At 62.4% G+C, this 20,790-nt stretch carries 16 protein-coding genes; 6 read left to right on the top strand and 10 right to left on the bottom strand.

Features of this window, described 5'->3' with window-relative positions:
- Window positions 1–52: 52 nt before the first annotated feature.
- The 3 genes from AAEZ10_RS16470 to AAEZ10_RS16480 all read left to right on the top strand — a co-directional run bounded on the left by AAEZ10_RS16470 (window position 53) and on the right by AAEZ10_RS16480 (window position 3,191).
- Window positions 53–1,054, top strand: coding sequence for a GlxA family transcriptional regulator (locus AAEZ10_RS16470; protein WP_110646978.1), 1,002 nt, complete (start codon window positions 53–55; stop codon window positions 1,052–1,054).
- Window positions 1,055–1,333: 279 nt separating this feature from the next.
- Complete coding sequence (locus AAEZ10_RS16475; protein WP_350570107.1) at window positions 1,334–2,443, top strand: DUF3182 family protein; 1,110 nt, start codon at window positions 1,334–1,336, stop codon at window positions 2,441–2,443.
- Window positions 2,433–3,191 carry an alpha/beta hydrolase family protein gene (locus AAEZ10_RS16480; protein ID WP_042610641.1) on the top strand — a complete coding sequence of 253 codons (759 nt, stop codon included), beginning with the start codon at window positions 2,433–2,435 and terminating at the stop codon, window positions 3,189–3,191. The genes AAEZ10_RS16475 and AAEZ10_RS16480 overlap by 11 nt, the downstream gene beginning before the upstream one ends.
- A 96-nt stretch (window positions 3,192–3,287) precedes the next feature.
- Here AAEZ10_RS16480 and AAEZ10_RS16485 read toward each other — a convergent pair whose 3' ends face one another.
- The 4 genes from AAEZ10_RS16485 to AAEZ10_RS16500 are packed head-to-tail and all read right to left on the bottom strand — an operon-like array spanning window position 3,288 to window position 7,262.
- Entirely contained in the window at window positions 3,288–4,274 is a 987-nt protein-coding gene (locus AAEZ10_RS16485) for a lysylphosphatidylglycerol synthase domain-containing protein (protein WP_024014510.1), read from the bottom strand.
- The gene (clsB, locus tag AAEZ10_RS16490) at window positions 4,271–5,545 is read right to left on the bottom strand and encodes a cardiolipin synthase ClsB (RefSeq protein ID WP_073475752.1); all 1,275 of its coding nucleotides are present in this window, start codon (window positions 5,543–5,545) and stop codon (window positions 4,271–4,273) included. Before clsB ends, AAEZ10_RS16485 begins: the two co-directional genes overlap by 4 nt.
- On the bottom strand, window positions 5,542–6,339 hold the full coding sequence (locus AAEZ10_RS16495; RefSeq protein ID WP_056790768.1) for an endonuclease/exonuclease/phosphatase family protein: 798 nt from the start codon (window positions 6,337–6,339) through the stop codon (window positions 5,542–5,544). The genes clsB and AAEZ10_RS16495 overlap by 4 nt, the downstream gene beginning before the upstream one ends.
- Entirely contained in the window at window positions 6,336–7,262 is a 927-nt protein-coding gene (locus AAEZ10_RS16500; protein WP_076564311.1) for a DUF72 domain-containing protein, read from the bottom strand. Before AAEZ10_RS16500 ends, AAEZ10_RS16495 begins: the two co-directional genes overlap by 4 nt.
- Window positions 7,263–7,649: 387 nt before the next feature.
- On the opposite strand from AAEZ10_RS16500, the gene AAEZ10_RS16505 reads away from it, so the two are divergent.
- Complete coding sequence (locus AAEZ10_RS16505) at window positions 7,650–9,752, top strand: mechanosensitive ion channel domain-containing protein (RefSeq protein WP_350570111.1); 2,103 nt, start codon at window positions 7,650–7,652, stop codon at window positions 9,750–9,752.
- A 114-nt stretch (window positions 9,753–9,866) separates the two neighbouring features.
- Here the strand turns inward: AAEZ10_RS16505 and AAEZ10_RS16510 are convergent, their stop codons facing one another.
- Window positions 9,867–14,153, bottom strand: coding sequence for a DEAD/DEAH box helicase (locus AAEZ10_RS16510; RefSeq protein WP_350570113.1), 4,287 nt, complete (start codon window positions 14,151–14,153; stop codon window positions 9,867–9,869).
- A 276-nt stretch (window positions 14,154–14,429) separates the two neighbouring features.
- Here AAEZ10_RS16510 and AAEZ10_RS16515 point away from each other — a divergent pair, with 276 nt between their 5' ends.
- Window positions 14,430–15,314, top strand: coding sequence for a sugar nucleotide-binding protein (locus AAEZ10_RS16515; RefSeq protein WP_038860943.1), 885 nt, complete (start codon window positions 14,430–14,432; stop codon window positions 15,312–15,314).
- Window positions 15,307–16,239, top strand: a complete 933-nt coding sequence (gene pgnE, locus AAEZ10_RS16520) for a UDP-N-acetylglucosamine epimerase PgnE (protein WP_350570115.1) — start codon at window positions 15,307–15,309, stop codon at window positions 16,237–16,239. The genes AAEZ10_RS16515 and pgnE overlap by 8 nt, the downstream gene beginning before the upstream one ends.
- Window positions 16,240–16,596: 357 nt before the next feature.
- On the opposite strand, the gene AAEZ10_RS16525 is transcribed toward pgnE, so the two are convergent.
- The 5 genes from AAEZ10_RS16525 to AAEZ10_RS16545 all read right to left on the bottom strand — a co-directional run bounded on the left by AAEZ10_RS16525 (window position 16,597) and on the right by AAEZ10_RS16545 (window position 20,782).
- Complete coding sequence (locus AAEZ10_RS16525) at window positions 16,597–17,295, bottom strand: OmpW/AlkL family protein (RefSeq protein WP_150638354.1); 699 nt, start codon at window positions 17,293–17,295, stop codon at window positions 16,597–16,599.
- 246 nt (window positions 17,296–17,541) lie between these two features.
- Window positions 17,542–18,060 carry a DUF3299 domain-containing protein gene (locus tag AAEZ10_RS16530; protein WP_024014502.1) on the bottom strand — a complete coding sequence of 173 codons (519 nt, stop codon included), beginning with the start codon at window positions 18,058–18,060 and terminating at the stop codon, window positions 17,542–17,544.
- Window positions 18,061–18,071: 11 nt separating this feature from the next.
- Entirely contained in the window at window positions 18,072–19,337 is a 1,266-nt protein-coding gene (locus AAEZ10_RS16535) for an ABC transporter permease (protein WP_071173729.1), read from the bottom strand.
- A 1-nt stretch (window position 19,338) separates the two neighbouring features.
- Window positions 19,339–20,049, bottom strand: a complete 711-nt coding sequence (locus AAEZ10_RS16540) for an ABC transporter ATP-binding protein (RefSeq protein WP_024014500.1) — start codon at window positions 20,047–20,049, stop codon at window positions 19,339–19,341.
- A gap of 139 nt (window positions 20,050–20,188) precedes the next feature.
- Window positions 20,189–20,782, bottom strand: coding sequence for a DUF2796 domain-containing protein (locus tag AAEZ10_RS16545; RefSeq protein WP_350570119.1), 594 nt, complete (start codon window positions 20,780–20,782; stop codon window positions 20,189–20,191).
- Window positions 20,783–20,790 lie beyond the last annotated feature (8 nt).

Below are 20,790 nucleotides of genomic sequence, written 5' to 3' on the forward strand. Positions count from 1 at the left end.
GCCGAGGATTCGAGGATTGGCCGCACCGACAATAGACGGGGGAAAACTGACAATGGCTGCACAAAGAGCCGCCACCGCTGAACTGGGCGTGCTGATTTACCCCGGCGCGCAACTGGCGGCGGTGCACGGTCTGACCGACCTGTTCGCCGTGGCCAACCGCATCGCCGCCGAGTATCAGGCTGTGCAATTGCCCTTGCTGCGGGTCAGTCACTGGCAGGTCGAGGGCGAGCAGTTGCCGACGCGGGTTTATGACAGTCATCCGGGTGCCGAAGACGCTTTGCTCGCCGTGCTGATTCCGCCGTCCCTCGGCGGGTTCGATGCGGCGCAGATGACCGCGAGTCTTGCGCAATGGCTGCGCGATCAGCATGCGCGCGGCGCAACCCTTGGTGGTGTTTGTGTGGGCTCGTTGATGCTCGCTGAAAGCGGCTTGCTCGACGGTCGCAGCGCCACCACCCACTGGACCTCGGCCCAGGCGTTTGCCGAGCGTTACCCGAAGATCAAACTCAAGGCCGACACGCCGATTGTCGACGACGGTGACCTGATCACCACGGCGGGGCTGATGGCCTGGTCGGAACTGGGACTGCGCCTGGTCGATCGCTTGCTCGGCCCCAGCATCGCCACCGCGACCGCGCGTTTTCTGGTGATGGAACACAGCGACAGCGCCAGTGAATGCGGGAGCAATTTCGCGCCGATCCTTAGCCATGGCGACGCGGCGATTCTCAAGGTTCAGCACTGGCTGCAAAGCACCGGGGCGACGGATGTTTCGCTGAACGCGATGGCCGAGCGCGCGGGCCTTGAAGAACGCACTTTCCTGCGCCGATTCCGCGCCGCGACAGGCTTGAAACCGACCGAATATTGCCAGCACCTGCGGGTTGGCAAAGCGCGAGAAATGCTCGAGTTCACCAATGGCACGATCGACCACATTGCCTGGACTGTCGGCTATCAGGATCCGGGCGCGTTTCGCGCGATTTTCAAGAAGATTACCGGGTTAGGGCCGAGTGAGTACCGGGGGCGGTTTGGTGTGAACCCCGCTCCCAGAACGACCATGAACTAATGTGGGAGCGAGCCTGCTCGCGAAGGCGCTGGATCCACAGAATTGTAGTCGGCTGACACTACGCTTTCGCGAGCAGGCTCGCTCCCACAATGATCGCGGAGATGATGAGAGATCGTGCAATTTGCCGGAGTTTTGCGCGCTGTCGTGCAGTTTGAAACAGGCGTGATGCCAGCACAGTCACGGCAAGCTCCCGATTATCGGGCGGTTCGGGGGGATCGTTGATTGGCCTGATCTCTGCAATTTCCTTTGAGAACCCATCGACTGATAAAAGGGGAACGCATGACCCCGACACCCAGCAACAAAATCGTCGTTGCCCATTCGGTGCGTGCCGAGGCGCCGCAACATGAAGTCGAGACCAACAAGGCTCTGGCGCGCTGGTTGGCGCAGATTCTCGGTTGCAAGTTCGGCGGCAGTTACGACCCGGCCAAACATTCGGGCCGCGACCTGTATCTGCTGCCGACACAAACCATCGTCGGCGCGGCCCACGCGCAAGCACTCGGCATCAAAGGCCCCGATGACTTGTGGGGCGGTTACGTCGAATACGATTTCATCTGCACCAAAGCCATCAGCCACGGCTTGCGCAGCCATCTGGCGCACGCGCCGCAGGGCTGGTCGCCGCTGTTTTCGGAACGGGTGCGCAACGTTGTGCTCGACGGTCTCAGCGTATTTGCCCTGGAAGATGCACGGCCCGCCGCCGAACATTTGCTGTACGCCGGGCCGATTCGCTTGAAGCCGGTTCACGCTTGCGCCGGGCGCGGTCAGGAAGTAATCAAAAGCCTCGACGCGTTCGATGAGATCCTCGCGCGGCCCGAGGCGCAAAATCTGTTCAAGGACGGCGTAGTGCTGGAGCAGGACTTGAGCAACGTCGTCACCCACAGCGTCGGCCAGTCGTTCATTGGCGGCAAAGTGTTGAGCTATTGCGGTGATCAATACTTGACCGAGGACGGCCAGGGCGAAGAGGTCTACGGCGGTTCGAATCTGCTGGTGGTGCAGGGCGGCTATGACCAATTGCTCGCGCTGGATCTGCCTGACGATGTGCGTCTGGCCATCGAGCAGGCGCAGGTCTTCGACAGTGCCGCCAACGAAGCCTACCCACGCTTCTTCGCCTCGCGGCGCAATTACGATATCGCCCAAGGCCTCGACGCCAGCGGCAACCCGCGCAGCGGCGTGCTCGAACAATCCTGGCGCATGGGCGGTGCCAGCAGCGCTGAAGTGGCCGCGTTGCAGAGCTTCGTCAACGATCCACAGATGCGCGCGATTCGCGTGTCGTCGGTGGAAACCTATACCGATCAGGCGCTGCCGGCGGACGCCATCGAGGTCTATCGCGGCCCGGCGGAAAACAGCGCGTTTCTTCTCAAATATGTGACGGTCCAATCCTATGACGGCTAGAAGCGAAAGCATTCAAATCGACATTGATGACGAACAGATGAGCGGGACCTTTCTCAGTCCCAAATCGAAAGTCCCGGGGGTGTTGTTTGTGCACGGTTGGGGCGGCAGTCAGGAGCGTGATCTGGAGCGGGCCAAAGGCATCGCCGGCCTGGGTTGCGTATGCCTGACCTTCGACCTGCGCGGGCATACCGGCGGCACCGGAATCCCGCTGACCCGCGTGACCCGTGAAGACAATCTGCGAGATTTGCTGGCGGCCTACGATCGCCTGCTGGCGCACCCGGCCCTCGACACTTCGGCGATCGCCGTGGTCGGCACCAGTTATGGCGGCTATCTGGCCTCGATTCTGACCTCATTGCGCCCGGTGCGCTGGCTGGCGCTGCGCGTACCGGCGCTGTACCGCGACGAGCAATGGCACACGCCCAAACGCGATCTGGACAAGGCCGACCTGCGCGATTATCGCAATACGCTGGTGCGCGCCGACAGCAATCGCGCCCTGCATGCCTGTTCGCAATTCACGGGCGACGTGCTGTTGGTGGAATCGGAAACCGACGACTTCGTGCCCCACGCGACGATCATGAGTTACCGCGCCGCCTGTCAGCAGACTCACTCGTTGACCCATCGGATTATTGATGGCGCCGATCACGCGTTGAGTGATCCGGTTTCGCAGCAGGCCTACACCTCGATCTTGGTGGACTGGATTACCGAGATGGTGGTGGGGGAGCGGTTGAGCATTATCCAATCCAGATGATCTGTCGCGAGTACCGGCCCTTTCGCGAGCAGGCTCGCTCCCACGAACTGTGGGAGCGAGCCTGCTCGCGAAAGGGCCATCCGCTGCAATGCATGGTCAGGAAGGTTTCTTCTCGATCCGCAACGCCTTGGCCTTGGCCTCCACCACCAGATACATCACCACCGTAATCAACAGCGGCAGCAGAAAATAAATCGCCCGATACGCCAGCAATCCCGCGACCAGACTGCCGCGCGATGCCTCATGCTGCAGCAACGCCACAAACACAGCTTCCAGCACCCCCAGCCCCGCCGGAATGTGCGTGATGACCCCGGCAATCGCGCTGATCAACAGCACGCCGAGCACCAGCGGATAATCCAGTTTGCTTGGCAGCAGAGTGAAGATCACCGCCGCCATCAGCGACCAGTTCAACGCGCCCAAAAGCAACTGCAGCACCGCCATGCGCAGCGACGGCAGGTTGATTTCCACGCCGCGAATCGACCACTCGCGGCGCTTGGAAAACTGACACGCCGCCAGATAGCCGGCGCTGACCAGCAGCAATAACACGCCGACCAGTTGCAAGGCCGAACTGCTGAGCTTCCAGCCCGGCGGCATAGTCACCAGACCGCTGCTGAACACTACGCCGGCGATGGTCATGTAGCCGAACCAATTGGTCGCCAGGCTCAGGCCGAGAATCTTGGCGATGTTGCCTTTGCTTACGCCCAGCCGCGAATACAGGCGATAGCGCATGGCGATGCCGCCGACCCAGGCGCTGAGATTGAGGTTGAAGGCGTAACTGATGATGCCCACCGGCAGGATCTGCTTCCAGGTCAGGTCCTGACGAATGTAGGTGCGGCCGATCAGGTCGAAACTGGCGTACACCAGAAAGCTCAGCAGGGTCAGGCTGGCGGCGATGATCAGCGTGCGCACCTTGAAATCGGCAAGGGTCTCCAACACCTCGGCCCATTCGATGCGGGTGGCGAACATCGTCAGCAGGACGATCAGCGCGAGGAAAAACAGGATGGTCAGCGGACGTTTCCAGCGGCTCCATTTCGACGGCGCCGCTTGTGCCGAATGGCTATCGGAGTGCACTTCGGAATGACTCATGGACGCGCACCTCGGAAAGGCTTCAGACGCGGTTTATGCGCCGGCAGCCAACCGGCCATGGCCGGGAAGTGCCGCAGGAAGTGGAACACCAGAAAACCCACGGTCATGTGCCAGATGCGCCCGCGCGGCAACAGCTTGGCGTCCATGGCTTTGCAGTGGTTCTGGCTGAGGTCTTCGAGGCGTTCGTACAGGTGCTGATTGAATGCGCGGTCGCGGATCAGCACGTTGGCTTCCAGATTCAGCGACAGGCTCAGCGGGTCGAGATTGCTCGAGCCGACGGTGCTCCAGTCTTCGTCGACCAGCGCGACCTTGCCGTGCAGCGGGCGCTGGCAGTATTCGTGAATCTGCACACCGGCGCGCAGCAGATAATCGTAGGTCATGCGCGCTGCCAGTTTGGCTACGAGCATGTCCGGCTGGCCCTGCAGGATCAGCCGCACCTCGACGCCACGGCGGGCGGCGTTGCGGATTTCGCGCAGCAAACGATAGCCGGGAAAGAAGTAGGCGTTGGCGATGATCACCCGGCGCTTGGCCTTGCGCAGCACCTGCAAATACACGTCTTCGATATCGGTGTTGTGTTGATCGTTATCGCGGAACACCAGGCGCACCTGGCCGTCGTGGTCGGTGAAGGCCATTTCCTCCAGACGCTGGCGCCGGCGCTGCCACCAGAACCGCGCGCGTCCGGGACGACCGCTTTGCAACAGGGCGAAGTGATGGATATCGGCGACCACCGGGCCCTGGATCTCCACCGAATAATCCTGCTTGGCTTCAGGGCCGAAGTCGGCCAGGTGATCGCCGGAAAAGTTGATCCCGCCGATGAACGCGATCAAGCCGTCGACCACCACGATCTTGCGGTGCAAGCGGCGGAACCAGTTGGTGCGGATGCCCAGGTGCTTGGGCGCCGGATCGAAGATCTGCAAATGCACGCCAGCATCGCTCAAGGCCGACAGATAGCCAGTGCTCAGCTCGCCACAGCCGAAGCCGTCGAGGCTGACCGTGGTGCGCACGCCGCGCTGGGCGGCTTCGATGAGGATCTGCTGCAACTCGGCGCCGACCTTGTCTTCGAAAACGATGAAGGTCTCCAGCAGAATCTCGCTCTTGGCTGCGCGCATCGCTTCGAACACGCGGGGGAAATATTCCTCGCCGTTCTCCAGCAGCTCTACGCGGTTGTTGCTGTGCCATTGATACTCGACGTCAACGTGGCCGGGCTCGCGCACCGGCGGATTCAGCGGGACCGGGTCGACGGCAGATTTTTCCAGTGGCGCACTGTTCATAGTTCAATCTCCACCGATAACGGTGCGTGGTCGGAAAGGTGGGACCAGGGCCGGTTGGTCAATACTTTTGGCCGGCTGGCCTTGAGGTTGCGTACGTAGATGCGGTCGAGTCGTAGCGCTGGCAGCCGCGCGGGAAAACTGCGCGCCGGTTTGCCGTACTGCTCGGCGAACACTTCGCGCAGGCCACAGGGCTTGAGCTGCGCATCGGCGCGCTGGCGCCAGTCGTTGAAATCGCCAGCGACGATCACCGGGGCATCGGCGGGCAATTCGGCGAGACGTTGCATCAGCAGATCCAGTTGCGCGTTGCGGTGGCTCTCGCGCAGGCCCAGATGCACGCAGATCGCGTGCACTTCGGTGCCGTCGCCAGGCAGGCGCAGCACGCAATGCAACAGGCCGCGGTTTTCATGGCCGCTGATCGACACGTCGAGGTTGTCGTGGCGGATGATCTGGAATTTCGACAGCAGCGCATTGCCGTGATCGCCCGCCGGGTACACCGCGTTGCGCCCGTAGGCGAACTGCGGCCAGAGGCTGTCGGCGAGAAATTCGTATTGCGGCATCGTCGGCCAGTTGTCGTAGCGTTTCGGATGCTGCTCGTGCGTGCCGTGGACTTCCTGCAGAAACACCACGTCGGCGGCGACGCTGCGCACCGCTTCGCGCAGTTCCGGCAGAATGAAACGCCGGTTCAGCGCAGTGAAACCCTTGTGGGTGTTGACCGTCAGTACGGTAAATGTGCGCACCGAGGGCGCAACCACGGAGCCTTCGTCGGTAAAACCGACCGGTTCGGGAATGCTCATGACAGAACTCCTTCTGCGGCGACTTGCCCGGGAGTTGTGGCGAGGTCTTTGTCGAGGTCGAAGCGCTGCAACAGGTTGCGTGCGTCGTAGGGCGCGCGGACTTTGATGTCGTTGTCGAAGTAGCAGAATACTTCGCGGGATTTGCGCGCGCGGGGTTTCAGGCGTGGCGCTATCAGGTGGGCGTCCTCTGGCTGTTTACCGTGATGCCAGGCGTCGATGCGCTCGGCCCAGCGCTTGAGCGCTTGTTCGGAATAACCGCTGGCGTATAGCTCTTCAGCGCCGTGCAGGCGTAGATAGACAAAGTCGCTGGTGAGGTCTTCGCGGTACGGCCATTTGCCGGCGGTGTCGGCGACCACCAGCGCGGTGTTATGGCGCTTGAGCAGGCGTACGAACTCCGGGTCGATGAAACTTTCATGGCGGATTTCCACGGCATGGCGCAGTGGCTTCTTGCGCCAGGCTTTGATGCTGGCGTGGCCGGGCAGATGGGAATCGTGCTGGCGGGCGAGGGCGGCTGCGGCTTGGGTGTCGTGGGGCAGTTGCGCGAGAAACTGGTCGAAGCGCTCGGCGTCGAATTTGAAGTTTGGCGGAAACTGCCAGAGGATCGGCCCGAGTTTTTCCTTCAGCTCCAACACGCCCGAGGCAAAGAAATTCGCCAGCGGTTTTTCGATTTCGCGCAAGCGGCGCACGTGGGTGATGAAGCGCGGCGCCTTGACGCTGAAGACGAAGTCATCAGGGGTTTCGGCGTACCACTGGGCGTAACGTTCGGGGCGTTGCAGGGCGTAGAACGATCCATTGATTTCAATGCTGTTGACCGCGCGGGAGGCGAACTGCAATTCGCGCTTCTGCGCCAGTCCCTTCGGGTAGAAATCCCCGCGCCACGGGGCGTAGCGCCAGCCTGAAATACCGATGTGAATCGTCGCCATCCCATCCTCCCGTAGAAAGTCCTCGTGTTGCCGATGTTCTGTGATGACTGCGGCGGGGGCGGGAAAGTTTCGGTGGTGTTACGGACGGTCGCGGGTGAAGCGAAGATCAAGAGCTTACCCCCTCACCCCAACCCTCTCCCCCAAGGGGGCGAGGGGGAAGGGAGCAGATCTTCATGCCTCCTGAAATCGCGTACGACTGTGAAGGGAGCAGATCTGCATGGTCTTCAGGACTTGAGTTCGACTCAAGACGTGCAGTTGGTGATTTTGGTCATGCAACTCGGTCGGCTCCCTCTCCTGGGGGAGAGGGCTGGGGTGAGGGGGCTCTTGAACTTGCCGCGCAATTACCGATCAGTTCCTTACCAGGGTCAGCCACGGGAGATCGGAGCTTTGCGCAATTTCAGGATCGCCATTCTGCTGGGAGCGCTGCTGTGCTTGGGCGTCAACACATCGCAAGCCGTCGCGCTGCCGGGCGTTCCGGCTGCCGCCGATACGGCGGAAAAACCTGCCGAACCGGAACCGCTGGTGCAGGGTGGTCTGCTCGGGGCGATCAGTACGAGCATCGACGATGTGCAGGAAAAACTCGATCTCAACGAACACCTGGTCGATGCCTGGCGGCTGCGCGCCGACCGCGCGGCGGATGAGGTCGACAGGCTGGTCAAGCAACCGTCGAACCGCTCCGGCTGGAGCGTGGCCGGGGATTTCCTCACGTTGTCGGGCGTCTGGCTGGGCAGTTTCGCTCTGCTCACCGTGCTCGGCAGTTTGCTGGCCAAGCGTCTGCGTGAAGGCCGTTGGTTGCGCACCCGCCAGCGCAGTCAGGATCTGCTCGGCTATGTGCTGCCGTACACCGTGCCGGCGCTGATCTGCCTGCCGCTGACGCTGTATTTCAGCCATTTTCTGCAAGCTTCGGTGGGCCGTGCGCTGGCGTTGTGTCTGGCCTATGCCACCAGCAGCGGTATCTTTTCCACGTCGATGTTGTTGTGCGTGGTGGTGATGTTCAACGTCGGCCACAAGCGCGCCGCCGCGCGAATCATCCGTGAATACTGCCCGCGCCCACTGTTCCTGATCGGCTTTCTCGCCGCCCTCAGTGATGCCCTGACCAGCCCGCAGATCGCCCGGCAACTGGGCGGCAATATCACCAGCAGCATCGCCGTGTTCACCGGGCTGATCGCCTCGGTGATCTTCGGTTTGCTGGTGATTCGCCTGCGCCGGCCGGTGGCGCATCTGATCCGCAATCGCCCGCTCAGTCAGCGTTTGAAACAACCGTCGCTGCAGGAGTCACTGCGGATATTTTCCGGGTTGTGGTACTGGCCGATCGTGCTGATGGTGCTGGTCTCGGCAGTCAGCCTGATCGGCATTGGCGAGGACAATCAAAAAGCCCTGCGCTGTGCCTTGTTCACCACCGTGCTGCTGATCGCCACGGTGTTTCTCAGCACGGTGTTGCAGCACCTGTTCAAGTCGCGCAAAGCCGAGGCGATCCAGCGCAGCAGTGCCTACAAGGAGCGTTTTCTCAGCCTGTTGCATGCGTTGCTGCGGATCGTCATGGCGATTGTGTTCATCGATATTCTCGGGCGGATCTGGGGCGTGTCGTTGCTCGATTTCGCCCAGAGCAGCACGGTCGGCCGGGCGATCAGCAATGCCTTGAGCAGCATCGGCCTGATCTTCCTGGTGACGTGGCTGCTGTGGGTGGTGCTCGACACGGCGATTCAGGAAGCGCTGAAACCTCCGCTGAGCAAACGCGCGGCACGCCAGCCGAGCACACGGGTGAAAACCATCCTGCCGCTGTTGCGCAATGCGATCAAAATCATCCTCGTGGTGATCTGCGCGATTACCACCATGGCCAACCTCGGCATCAATGTCGCGCCGCTACTGGCCGGTGCGGGCGTGGTCGGTCTGGCGATCGGTTTCGGTTCGCAGCAACTGGTGCAGGACGTCATCACCGGGTTGTTCATCATCATCGAAGACACCCTGTCGATCGGCGACTGGGTGGTGCTTGATTCCGGCCACGCCGGCACCGTGGAAGGCCTGACCATTCGCACCTTGCGCCTGCGTGACGGCAAAGGCTTTGTGCACTCGGTGCCGTTCGGCCAGATCAAGGCTGTGACCAACCAATCCCGCCAGTTCGCCTTCGCATTTTTCTCGGTGCAGTTCACCTACGACACCGACGTCGACAAGGCCATCGAGCTGATCCGCGAGGCCGGCGATTCTATCCGTGAAGACCCGTTCCTCAAGTACAACCTGCAAGGGCCGCTGGATGTGTTTGGCGTGGACAAGATGGACTTGAACGGCGTGGTGTTGACGGCGCAATTCCGCACAGTGTCCGGTGGCCAATATGCGGTGAGCCGCGCGTTCAACCAGCGCTTGAAGAAGCTTGTGGATAACACACCGAATGTGCATTTTGCGCAGACTTATCCACAACAGGTTCTGTTGCCTAAGCGGCAGGAGGAAGGGGCGGTGGTTGCGGGTGAGGTGCCGCAGGAGTCGCGGACCTGAAGCATGATTTTGGGGTGCAGGGCCGGCCATTCGCGAGCAGGCTCGCTCCCACAGGGGAAACGGGATTGAACTGTGGGAGCGAGCCTGCTCGCGAAGACGCCGGTGCGAACACTCTCAATGCCGGATCAGCTTGGCATGCAGTTGTCCCATGGCTATCGGATCCAGCTCTACCCAAACCTGCTGCTTGCCGGCAATCACCGCCGCCACCGGCACGCCATCGCGATACACCAGCCGATTGCTCACCAGCGCCGGCACTTTCACCCCGGGCAACAACGTTCCGGCCAGATTCAATGGATCAACCCCACACACCGCCACCAGGCTGCCGTCCTGCGGGCGTCGGCGTACTTCGCGCAGCAAGGGAATGGCTTCGGGCAAAGCAAACTGCTCGCCAGCCAGACCACTGACAAACCGCCCGCCACGAATCTCGCCCCGCGCTTCCAGACGATGAAAGGTGCGCAGCAATTCCCGCCAGCTCGGCAACCAGTCCGCTTCGCGTTCCAGCAGACGCCAGAACACCACGCCATAGCGGCGCAGCAGGGTCATGGCGACATGTTCGAGCGTCTCGGCGGCATCGGCTGACGAACCCCGGCGCAGCAATGCCCAGCGTCCAGCATCGTCCATGCCGCCGATAAACGCCCCGCGTCCGCGTCGACTGCTGCGCTGCTGGCGCTTGCTTGCGGGAGTGATCAGCGCGCGCAGACCGGCGAAGCTGTCGGCGTTCACCAAACCTGCGGCGACCAGTTCCTGCAAGGCGATTTCCAGTTCGCTGCGCAGCAGGCGCGCTTCATGAATCAACTCATCGAAAAACAGCGCGCCATGCTGACTCAGCGCCTCGAAGACTTTCTGTGTTTTCGGCGATAACTCACTCACTGGTGTCTGTTCTGCCAATGCACTCCACAGACCCACTTGGCTGCGCGGCAGCAGCACAATCGGCGTACTGCGCAATGCCGAGCCGCTGACCTTCTGCCGCGCATTGATGCGCGTCCACACCAGTTTGCCGTTGCGGCACAGTTCATCCAGCCAGCTCGGCGAATAGTCCTTGAGGCGGGCCGGCAGGATGTCGCTGTCCCACGCCGAAGCTGCCGCCGGATAACCTTCGAACTGGCCGACAATCGCCGGCAACACCGCGCTGCCCTGACCTTGGGTGGCCGGCGTCAGATGCTGCCAGTCGAACAGAAAACGCATGAAGTCCTGCAATGCCACCGGTTCGATTTCCCGGCGCAGGCGCTTGACCGTGTAGCGATGGATGCGCGCCAGCAGATGGCGTTCGCACCATTCTTCAATCGCGCTGTTCGGTGTGAACTGGCCGCGCAACACATAACCTTCACGCTCCAGTTGCGCGAGGGCCTGATTGACTTGCGCGGCTGGCAGCGCGAGCGGCTCGGCGATGGCGGGCAACGGGATCGGCCCAAAGGCGCCGAGGCGGGCGCGGATCACTTCGACCAGCGCTTCATCGAATGTCCACGCCTCGTTGAATCCGGGTAGCGCCACTGCTGCGCTCGCCAACGTGGCTTGTGGATAAAGTGCCTGCAGGCAACTCAGGCGTTCGCGAGCCAGCCACAACTGATGCTCGGCGTCGATCTGCAACCGGCAGGCGCGGCCGCTGGCCATCAGCGTTTGCAGCCAGTCCGGCCAACCCGCGTTGGCGCGCGCTTCGGCGTCACTGATGCAGGCGAGGCTCATCAGCGCTTCGTGCATTTCATCCATGGAATTGGGCGACGGCCAGGCTTCTTCGCGCACAGCGGTGATCGCGTCGGCGTCCAGCGCGCCGAGGTCATCGGTCGACTGCGGATCGCTCCAGCGCCGGTTGATCACCGCTTGGGTGCGGCGTTCCTCAAGCGGCGCGTCGTCGAGAAACGTGTACGGCCGGGCGCTGAGGATTTCTGCCGCCAGTGGCGACGGTGCCGGCAAATCACGGGCGATCAGGCGCACCTCGCCACGCTCCATGCGCCGCAGCAGGGTCAGCCAGCCTTCGTTGTCCATCGCTTCGTGCAGGCAATCGTCGAGGGTCTGTTCCACCAACGGATGTTCGGGGACTTCGCGCTCGCCGGCGAGGTTTTCCAGGCAGGCGATCTGGTCGGGGAAGACGCTGGCGATGAGGTCTTCGCTCTTCATCCGTTGCAGCTGCGGAGCGACTTTGCGCCCGCCGGTGAAGCGCGGCAACGCCAGCGCCACCCCGGCATTCCAGCGCCAGCGCACGCCGAACAATGGCGCATCAAGCACCGCTTGAATGAGCGTGTGTTCGGCGCTGTTGCTGTGCAGGTAACGCCAGACCTCGTCGAGCTCGAAGCTGTGACTGGTGGACAGCGACAGCACGATCGCGTCTTCGCTGGCGGCGGCCTGCAACTCGAAGTTGAAGGTGCGGCAGAAACGCTTGCGCAGGGCCAGGCCCCAGGCGCGGTTGATGCGGCTGCCGAATGGCGTGTGGATGATCAGTTGGGTGCCACCGGACTCGTCGAAAAACCGCTCCATCAACAGCGTGTCCTGCGAGGGCAGGGCGCCGAGGGTTTGCCGCGCGCGCGCCAGATATTCGACCAGTTGCTCGGCGCTGGCGAGGTTGAGGCCGAGTATGGTGGTCAGCCAGTCGAGCGCCGGTTGCAGATTACCGGGGCTGGCGCTGAGCAATTCGTCCAACTGCGCTTGCAGGCGCGCGACGGCCGCCGACAGTTCATCACTGCGCCCCGGCGCTTCGCCGAGCCAGAACGGAATGGTCGGCGGCATGCCCTGCGCATCCTCGACGCGCACTTTGCCGCTTTCCACCCGCAGGATGCGGTACGAGGTATTGCCGAGCTGGAACACGTCGCCGGCGATACTTTCCACGGCGAAATCTTCGTTGACGCTGCCGATGTTCAAACCCTGCGGTTCGAGCAGCACGCTGTAGTCGGCGTTGTCCGGAATCGTGCCGCCACTGGTCACGGCGGTCAGTTGCGCGCCCCGCCGGCCACGCAAGGTGCGACTGACGGCATCGCGGTGCAGGTAGGCGCTGCGGATGCCCTGGCGGCCGTTGTAACCCTCGGCGAGCATGCTCAGCAGGGCCTGATAGTGTTTTTCGTCGAGATCGCGATACGGCCACGCTCGGCGGAACATCGCCAGCAACGCGCCCTCCGACCATTCCTGGCAACTGACCTCGGCAATGATCTGCTGCGCCAGCACGTCCAGCGGTTTTTCCGGAATGTGCAGCGTATCGAGCTCGCCCCGGCGCACGCAGTCGAGCAGGGCGGCGCACTCGATCAGATCGTCGCGGGTGGTGGCGAACAAACGCCCCTTGGGCGTGCCGCCGACCTGATGTCCGGAACGGCCAACCCTTTGCAGAAACGCAGCAATCGAGCGCGGTGAACTGATCTGGCAGACCAGGTCGACTTCACCGATATCGATGCCCAACTCCAATGATGCAGTGGCGATCAGCACCTGCAACTCGCCGCGCTTGAGCCGTTGTTCGGCGTCGAGGCGAAACTCCTTGGCCAGGCTGCCGTGGTGCGCCGCCACGGCCTGCTTGCCGAGGCGCTCGCTCAGATGCCGGCTGAGGCGCTCGGCAAGGCGTCGGGTGTTGACGAAAATCAGTGTGGTGCGATGCTCGCGAGCGAGTTCGGCGAGGCGCTCGTACACCAGTTCCCAGACATCATTGGCCATCACCGCCGACAGCGGCACCGGCGGCACTTCGATGCCCAGATCCCGAGGGCGGGCGTGGCCAATGTCGACGATTTCGCAGGGGCGATCCTGACCGACCAGGAACTGCGCCACGGCTTCTACCGGTTTCTGCGTGGCGGACAGGCCGATGCGGGTCAGCGGTTCGGCGCACAACGCTTGCAGCCGTTCAAGGCTCAAGGACAGATGACTGCCACGCTTGCCGGCTGCCATCGCGTGGATTTCGTCGATGATCACCGTGCGCGTGGTGCCGAGCATCCTGCGCCCGGATTCCGAGCCAAGCAGCACGTACAGCGATTCCGGCGTGGTGACCAGAATGTGCGGCGCGGTCTTGCGCATGGCGGCGCGGTCTTTCTGCGGCGTGTCGCCGGTTCGTACGGCGGTAGTGATGGTCAGCTCCGGCAGGCCCATCTCGCGCAATTGCGCGGTAATGCCGGCGAGTGGATTCTGCAGGTTGATCTGAATGTCGTTGGACAGTGCCTTCAGCGGCGAGACATAGACCACCAGGGTTTCGGCGGGCAGACCATCGGGCTGTTCCAGACCTCGATGGACAAGCTCATCAAGCACGGCGAGGAACGCGGTCAGGGTTTTGCCCGAGCCAGTGGGCGCGGCGATCAGCGTCGACCGGCGCTGGCGGATCAACGGCCACGCACGGGCCTGAGCGGCGGTGACCGCCGGGAAAGTCTTGTTGAACCAGGCGCTGACAGCGGGGTGAAAACCGGCCAGCGCACTGTTGGCGGGGAGGGGCAGATTCATGACTGAAGTTATGCGGGCGGGGGCGGGAAGATGCAAGTACCGTTCGGACGCCTTCGCGAGCAGGCTCGCTCCCACCTTGGAATGCGCTCCCCTGTGGGAGCGAGCCTGCTCGCGAAGGGGCCGGTCAGGACGCCGCAAATTCGCGGATCTACACTTTACGGATGACGGTTGCGCACTAAACCCGCAAAATGCAACGATTCCGGCAATTATCGACGACGGTTCCACGAGAACCGTCGCCAAAGCCATCGTTCCAATCAGACTGGGCCTGCTGACTCTATGCGAATGCGCCTTATGTTACTGGGCGGCGGAAATGCCCTTGGGCAGGCGCTGATTCGCCTCGGTGCGGAAGAAGACATCGGTTTCCTCGCCCCCCGCCCGCCCGAAAACGGCTGGGATGCCGCGAGCCTTACCCAACTGCTCGACGACACCCGTCCCGATGCGTTGATCAACCTCGCCTACTATTTCGACTGGTTCCAGGCCGAGAGCGTCAGCGAAAGCCGCATGAGCGGTCAGGAACGCGCCATCGAGCGTCTGGCCGAACTGTGCCAGCACCACAACATTGTCCTCGTGCAGCCGTCGAGCTATCGCGTGTTCGACGGCTCGCGGGCCACGGCCTACAGCGAAAAAGACGAACCGGTGCCGTTGGGCCTGCGCGGTCAGGCCTTGTGGCGCATCGAGCAAAGCGTGCGCGCGACCTGCCCGCAACATGTGCTGCTGCGTTTCGGCTGGCTGCTCGACGACAGCCCGGACGGCACCCTCGGACGCTTCCTCGCCCGGGCGGAACAACCCGAAGAGTTGCTGCTGGCCGATGATCGTCGCGGCAATCCGACTCCGGTCGATGACGCCGCGCGAGTGATCATCTCCGTGCTCAAGCAACTCGACTGCGCCGCGCCGCTGTGGGGCACTTACCATTACGCCGGCCACGAAGCGACCACCCCGCTGGCGCTGGGCCAGGCGATTCTCACCGAAGCACGCAGCCTGCATCCGCTGGCGATCGAAGCACCGACCGCGCAGGCCCACGCCGCGCGCCCGGACGCCGCCGAAGAGCCGCAACATGCAGTGCTGGCCTGCAAGAAAATTCTCCACACTTTCGGGATCAAGCCGCGCGCCTGGCGTGCCGCGCTCCCGGGTCTACTGGACAGGTTCTACCGACATGGCTGAAGCAACGGTTTTAATCACTGGCGGAGCCGGATTCATCGGCTCGCACCTGACCGATGCCTTGCTCGCCAAGGGCTATGCGGTACGCGTGCTCGACGACCTGTCGACCGGCAAGCGCAGCAACCTGCCGCTGGACAATCCCAAGGTTGAACTGGTGGTCGGCGATGTCGCCGATGCCGCTTTGGTCGCCCGCGCCATGCAAGGTTGCAACGCTGCCGCGCATCTCGCGGCCGTGGCTTCGGTGCAGGCCTCGGTGGACGATCCGGTGAAAACCCACCAGAGCAATTTCATCGGCACCCTGAATGTCTGCGAAGCCATGCGCCTGGCCGGGGTCAAGCGCGTGGTGTACGCCTCCAGCGCGGCGGTGTACGGCAACAATGGCGAGGGCGAGTCGATTGATGAAGACACGCCAAAAGCGCCGCTGACACCCTATGCCTCGGACAAACTGGCCGGTGAGCAATACTTCGATTTCTACCGTCGCCAGCATGGCCTGGAACCGGCAATTTTTCGCTTCTTCAACATCTTCGGCCCACGCCAGGATCCGTCCTCGCCGTATTCCGGGGTGATCAGCATCTTCAGCGAACGCGCCTCGAAGGGTTTGCCGATCACCGTGTTTGGCGATGGCGAGCAGACTCGCGATTTCCTCTATGTCGGTGATCTGGTCGATTTGCTGGTGCAGGCGCTGGAAAAGCCTGATGTACAGGAAGGCGCGGTCAATGTTGGCTGGAATCAGGCGATGAGCCTGAAGCAGATGCTCGAAGCGTTGAAATCGGTAATCGGTGAGTTGCCGCCCGTGAGTTACGGGCCTGCGCGTTCGGGTGATATTCGCCATTCGCGAGCGGATAACCGACGCTTGCTGCAGCGCTTCGAAATGCCGCCGCAGACGCCGATGAGTGTGGGCCTGGCGCGCTTGCTCGGGCGCTCCTGAGAAGCCCCTCACCCTAGCCCTCTCCCAGGGGGAGAGGGAACTGACTGAGGTGTTTGTGAGAAGTACGCCGACTTGCGATACCCAGTCGAACTCAGGTTTTGAACAACACACAAATCGGCTCCCTCTCCCCCGGGAGAGGGCTGGGGTGAGGGGCCCGGGCCTCCAACGCCCCACATGACTCAGCACCAAATGAAAAAGGCGCCTTTCAACAGGCGCCTTTTTCACGGCCGGAATATCGCTATCCCTGTGGCGAGGGAATGTTATCCCCCGATCGACTGCGTACGGTCGTCGTCAGGTCTGTGCCTGCCCGCCACCAAGCCTCATTCACCACCACGTGAACGTTCGGTAAAAATCAGCTTAGAACTTATAGCCCAGACCGACCATGTAGATGAACGGATCGACGTCCACATTTACCCGCGCGCGGGTGCCGGGGGCGACGGCGTTGTTCTCGACGGTCGCGCGGGTATCGATATCGATGTAGCGCACCTGGGCGTTGAGCATGATGTTGTCGGTGATCATGTAGTCGGCGCCGACCTGCCAGGCCAGGCCCCAGGAGTTTTTCGCCTTGAAGTTGCTGAAGCCGTTGGCGCTGGCTTCGCTGCCGACGTGTTCGTCGTAGATCCAGGTGTAGTTGATGCCACCACCCACATACGGCTGGAAGGCCGATTTCGAATCCAGTGGGTAGTAGACGACGCTGAGGGTCGGCGGAAGGTGCTTCAGCGTGCCGAGCTTGCCGTTGGCGGCGGGCAGGGCGGTGCCCTTGAGCTTGACGTCATGCTCGAACGGCGTGGCTGCCAGCAGCTCGATACCGATGTTGTTGGTGAGCATGTAAGCGAAGTTCAGACCCAGTTGGGTGTCGCTGCTCATGGTCGCCTTGCCGCCCAGATCAGTGCCGCTCAGCGGACCCTGATCGACCTTGACGCTGGAGCTGTCGGCCTTCGGGTTGACGGTGATCGCGCCAGCGCGCACGAGAATGTCACCGGCTTCGTGGGCGTGGGCGAGCGGGGCTGCGAGCGCGAGGGCAAACAGCGAGGCGCTGAGCAAGGACTTGTTCATGGGGGCTCCGAAAGGACATAAAAATTCGATGTCCTAGGGTACGAAGCCGTCTGATACGGTGTTTTGACTCAGCTCAATGAAACAGTGAAGGGGCTGGGTTTCTGTGAAACCTTTGAAGGCCTATTCGCGAGCAGGCTCGCTCCCACACTGATCGAGGCGACCACAAAATTCATGGTCACCACCGAAACCTGTGGGAGCGAGCTTGCTCGCGAAGGGGTCATTGCAACAGCACAAAACTACCGGGACTCACTCCGGCAGCTCATACGCATAAATCTTCTCCGCCTCCATTTGATACCCGGCATCGGCCAGCTCACTGCTCGAGGCTTTCACCTGCAACGGTCCTTCAACCCAGTACGGCTGATACAGCTCATCGAGCTTCACGCCCAGTTCGCTTTTCACATGGACGATCTGGTTCGACGGCGGTGGGGGTACGTGGATGCAGGCGCCGAAATACGGCACCAGCAAAAAGTCCGTGGTGCGCCCCTCTTCACTGACTTCCAGCGGCACGATGTAACCGGGCAGGCGAATGTTCTGTCCGTCGAGGCTCTTCACTACCGGGGCATTCGGCATGTCCTGCTTGGCCGCCGGCGCGGACTCGGCGGAAAGTGCGTCGCCCATCTTCGACAGGTCGTGCAGCGGGGTCATGTTGGGGACTTCCGGCGCGGCGTCCGGCGGGATCATTTCCGACCAGGTCAGGTCTTTCGGCGCCGCCGCCCACACGGGCAGGGCGACCAGCATCAGCAGCGCAAGCAGGGCGCGGGGCATGGTGAACATCCTCATAAACGGATCGACAGGCCATCGGCCAATGATTGGCGATACGCGCGCCAGGCCGGCACGCTGCCCATCAGCAGCGCGGCCGCCAGAATGCCACCGAGGAGCGTCCATTCATACTCGCTCGGCCATGCCAGCGGCAGGTACAAACCGTAATTGGCTTGCACGTAACCTTGCGCAGCGGCGATGCCGATGTACAGCAACGCCAGCCCGGCAATCACCCCGGTCAGCGCCAGGGCGAAAGCTTCCAGCACCAGCAGACTTGCGATGTGCCACGGCCGCGCGCCCACCGAACGCAGAATCGCCATCTCGCGGCGGCGCTCGTTGAGGCTGGTGAGAATCGCTGTGAGCATGCCGATCAACCCCGTCAGCACGACGAACAGCGAGACCACGAACAAGGCTTTCTCGGCCGTACTCATCAGGCTCCACAATTCCTGCAAGGCCACGCCCGGCAGGATCGCCAGCATCGGTTCGCCACGGTACTCGTTGATCTCGCGCTGCAAGGCAAAGGTGGAAATCTTGCTGTTGAGGCCGAGCATGAACGCGGTGATCGCTTGCGGGGTCAGGTCCATGTTGCGCGCCTGATCAGCGCTGATCCTGCCGTTGCCGCGCGCCGGCACACCGTTGTGCCAGTCGATGTGAATCGCCTCCATGCCGCCGAGGCTGATGTGCAACGTGCGGTCCACCGGGGTGCCGGTACGCTGGAGGATGCCGACCACGGTGAAGGGTTTGTCGTCGTGCTTGACCAGGCTGATCGCCGCCACGCCGTGGGCCAGTACCAGTTTGTCGCCGAGCTTGTAGTGCAGCGCTTCGGCGACTTCGGCACCGAGCACCACTTCGAAAGGATCGGTGGCAAACGCGCGACCGTCGGCCAGCGCCAGGTGTTGCTGGCGCCCGTATTGATAGTGCTCGAAATAGGCTTCGGTGGTGCCCATCACGCGATAGCCGCGATGGGAGTCGCCGAGGGACATGGGGATTGCCCACTTCACTTTCGGGTTGTTGGCGAAGTGTTCAAAGCTGTCCCAACGGATGTTGTTGGTAGCGTTGCCGATGCGGAACACCGAATACAGCAGCAGGTTCACCGACCCCGAACGAGCGCCGACGATCAGGTCAGTACCGCTGATGGTGCTGGCGAAACTGGCCTTGGCTTCGGTGCGCACACGCTCGACGGCGAGCAGCAGGCACACCGAAAGAGCAATGGCGAAGGCGGTGAGCAATGCGGTGAAACGGCGGTTGGCCAGGCTGGCCATGGCCAGACGAAACAGATACATCTCAGACCTCGGCAGAAGTGGCGGCGCGATTGAGTTCGGCCAGGGACAGATGACGGTCGAACAGCGGCGCCAGGCTCTGGTCGTGGCTGACGAACAACAGACTCGATCCGGCCTCGCGACACTCGGCAAACAGCAGGCGAATGAAGTTCTCGCGGGCGTCGTAATCCAGTGCCGACGTCGGTTCGTCGGCGATCACCAGTTCCGGTTGGCCGATCAACGCGCGGGCGGCAGCGACCCGTTGTTGCTGGCCGATGGACAAGGAGTCGGCGCGACGACCGAGCAGACTTTCGTCCCTCAAACCCAAGTGCGCGAGCAGGGTGGCGGCGGCCTGATCGACGCTGCCGTGGCGCTGTTTCGCCCGTTGCGCACGCAGTTTCGAGAAGTGACACGGCAACTCAACGTTCTCGCGCACCGAGAGAAACGGCAGCAGGTTGAATTGCTGGAAAATGTAGCCGGTGTGATCGACGCGAAATGTATCGCGCTTGCCGGCAGAGAGCTCGGTCAGCTCCTGGCCGAGCAGGCGAATGCTGCCGCGACCGGGCTTTTGCACTCCGCCGAGCAGGCCGAGCAGGGTGGTCTTGCCGCTGCCGCTGGGGCCTTTGAGGAACAGGGTTTCGCCGGCTTCCAGACGAAACGCCGGGATGTCCAGCAGCGGCGGGTGACCGGGCCAGTTGAAGCCAAGGTCGGAAAGTTCGATGAGTGCTTGGGTCATGGCACCGATTTTCATGAAGTGAACACATAACCCTGTGGGAGCGAGCCTGCTCGCGAAAGCGCTGGGTCAGACACCCACATGTCAGCTGACACGCCGCCTTCGCGAGCAGGCTCGCTCCCACAGGGGATTTCGGTGGATCCTAGAATTGCAGCGCAGCCGACTTGACCGTGACTTCCGTACCTTGCTGGCCGCTGGCGCTGATCAGTTGTAACTGAATCTTCTGCGTCGCCGGGAAGGTCTTGAAGACGTTCGTCAGGTTCAGCGTGGTCAGTGCCCCCGGTGTGGAGCAGCTGAATTGGTAATGCGCATGGATTTCGCTGTGGTCGTGGTGATGCTCGTGACCGTCCTTGTCCGCTTCATCTTCGTCGTGATTGTCGGCGTCCGGTTTGTCGCCGAACAGCGGGCTTTCCAGTTCCTGGCTGACCACCTTGCAGCCGGCCGCAGCGGGCAGGCTGAACAGAGCCAATGGTTTTTCCAGCTGCGCCCGAGCGGCAGCGACTTTGGCCTTGTCGGCATCCGACGTGGCGGCGTGTTCAAAACCCACCAGATTCATCGCCGGGCTTTCCAGCTCCAGCTCCAGGGTCTGACCATCCAGCGCGGCGTTCAGCCGACCCACACCATGTTCGTGGGCGCCGAGGCTGCCGTGCTCATGATCATGATCGTGCTCATCAACCGCATGGGCAGCGGCCAGCGGCAACAGGGCAAACGGCAAAGCGAGCAACAAACGACGCATGACGAACT

Origin of the sequence: Pseudomonas sp. H26/SER47-MNA-CIBAN-0231, assembly GCF_040310465.1 — a bacterium.
GTDB lineage: Bacteria > Pseudomonadota > Gammaproteobacteria > Pseudomonadales > Pseudomonadaceae > Aquipseudomonas > Aquipseudomonas atacamensis.

Excerpts from the sequence above, each read along its gene's own strand:
- AAEZ10_RS16470 (WP_110646978.1), top strand. The coding sequence starts at position 53 with ATGGCTGCACAAAGAGCCGCCACCGCTGAACTGGGCGTGCTGATTTAC.
- AAEZ10_RS16475 (WP_350570107.1), top strand. The coding sequence starts at position 1,334 with ATGACCCCGACACCCAGCAACAAAATCGTCGTTGCCCATTCGGTGCGT.
- AAEZ10_RS16480 (WP_042610641.1), top strand. The coding sequence starts at position 2,433 with ATGACGGCTAGAAGCGAAAGCATTCAAATCGACATTGATGACGAACAG.
- AAEZ10_RS16485 (WP_024014510.1), bottom strand. The coding sequence starts at position 4,274 with ATGAGTCATTCCGAAGTGCACTCCGATAGCCATTCGGCACAAGCGGCG.
- clsB (WP_073475752.1), bottom strand. The coding sequence starts at position 5,545 with ATGAACAGTGCGCCACTGGAAAAATCTGCCGTCGACCCGGTCCCGCTG.
- AAEZ10_RS16495 (WP_056790768.1), bottom strand. The coding sequence starts at position 6,339 with ATGAGCATTCCCGAACCGGTCGGTTTTACCGACGAAGGCTCCGTGGTT.
- AAEZ10_RS16500 (WP_076564311.1), bottom strand. The coding sequence starts at position 7,262 with ATGGCGACGATTCACATCGGTATTTCAGGCTGGCGCTACGCCCCGTGG.
- AAEZ10_RS16510 (WP_350570113.1), bottom strand. The coding sequence starts at position 14,153 with ATGAATCTGCCCCTCCCCGCCAACAGTGCGCTGGCCGGTTTTCACCCC.
- AAEZ10_RS16515 (WP_038860943.1), top strand. The coding sequence starts at position 14,430 with ATGCGAATGCGCCTTATGTTACTGGGCGGCGGAAATGCCCTTGGGCAG.
- pgnE (WP_350570115.1), top strand. The coding sequence starts at position 15,307 with ATGGCTGAAGCAACGGTTTTAATCACTGGCGGAGCCGGATTCATCGGC.
- AAEZ10_RS16525 (WP_150638354.1), bottom strand. The coding sequence starts at position 17,295 with ATGAACAAGTCCTTGCTCAGCGCCTCGCTGTTTGCCCTCGCGCTCGCA.
- AAEZ10_RS16530 (WP_024014502.1), bottom strand. The coding sequence starts at position 18,060 with ATGCCCCGCGCCCTGCTTGCGCTGCTGATGCTGGTCGCCCTGCCCGTG.
- AAEZ10_RS16535 (WP_071173729.1), bottom strand. The coding sequence starts at position 19,337 with ATGTATCTGTTTCGTCTGGCCATGGCCAGCCTGGCCAACCGCCGTTTC.
- AAEZ10_RS16540 (WP_024014500.1), bottom strand. The coding sequence starts at position 20,049 with ATGACCCAAGCACTCATCGAACTTTCCGACCTTGGCTTCAACTGGCCC.
- AAEZ10_RS16545 (WP_350570119.1), bottom strand. The coding sequence starts at position 20,782 with ATGCGTCGTTTGTTGCTCGCTTTGCCGTTTGCCCTGTTGCCGCTGGCC.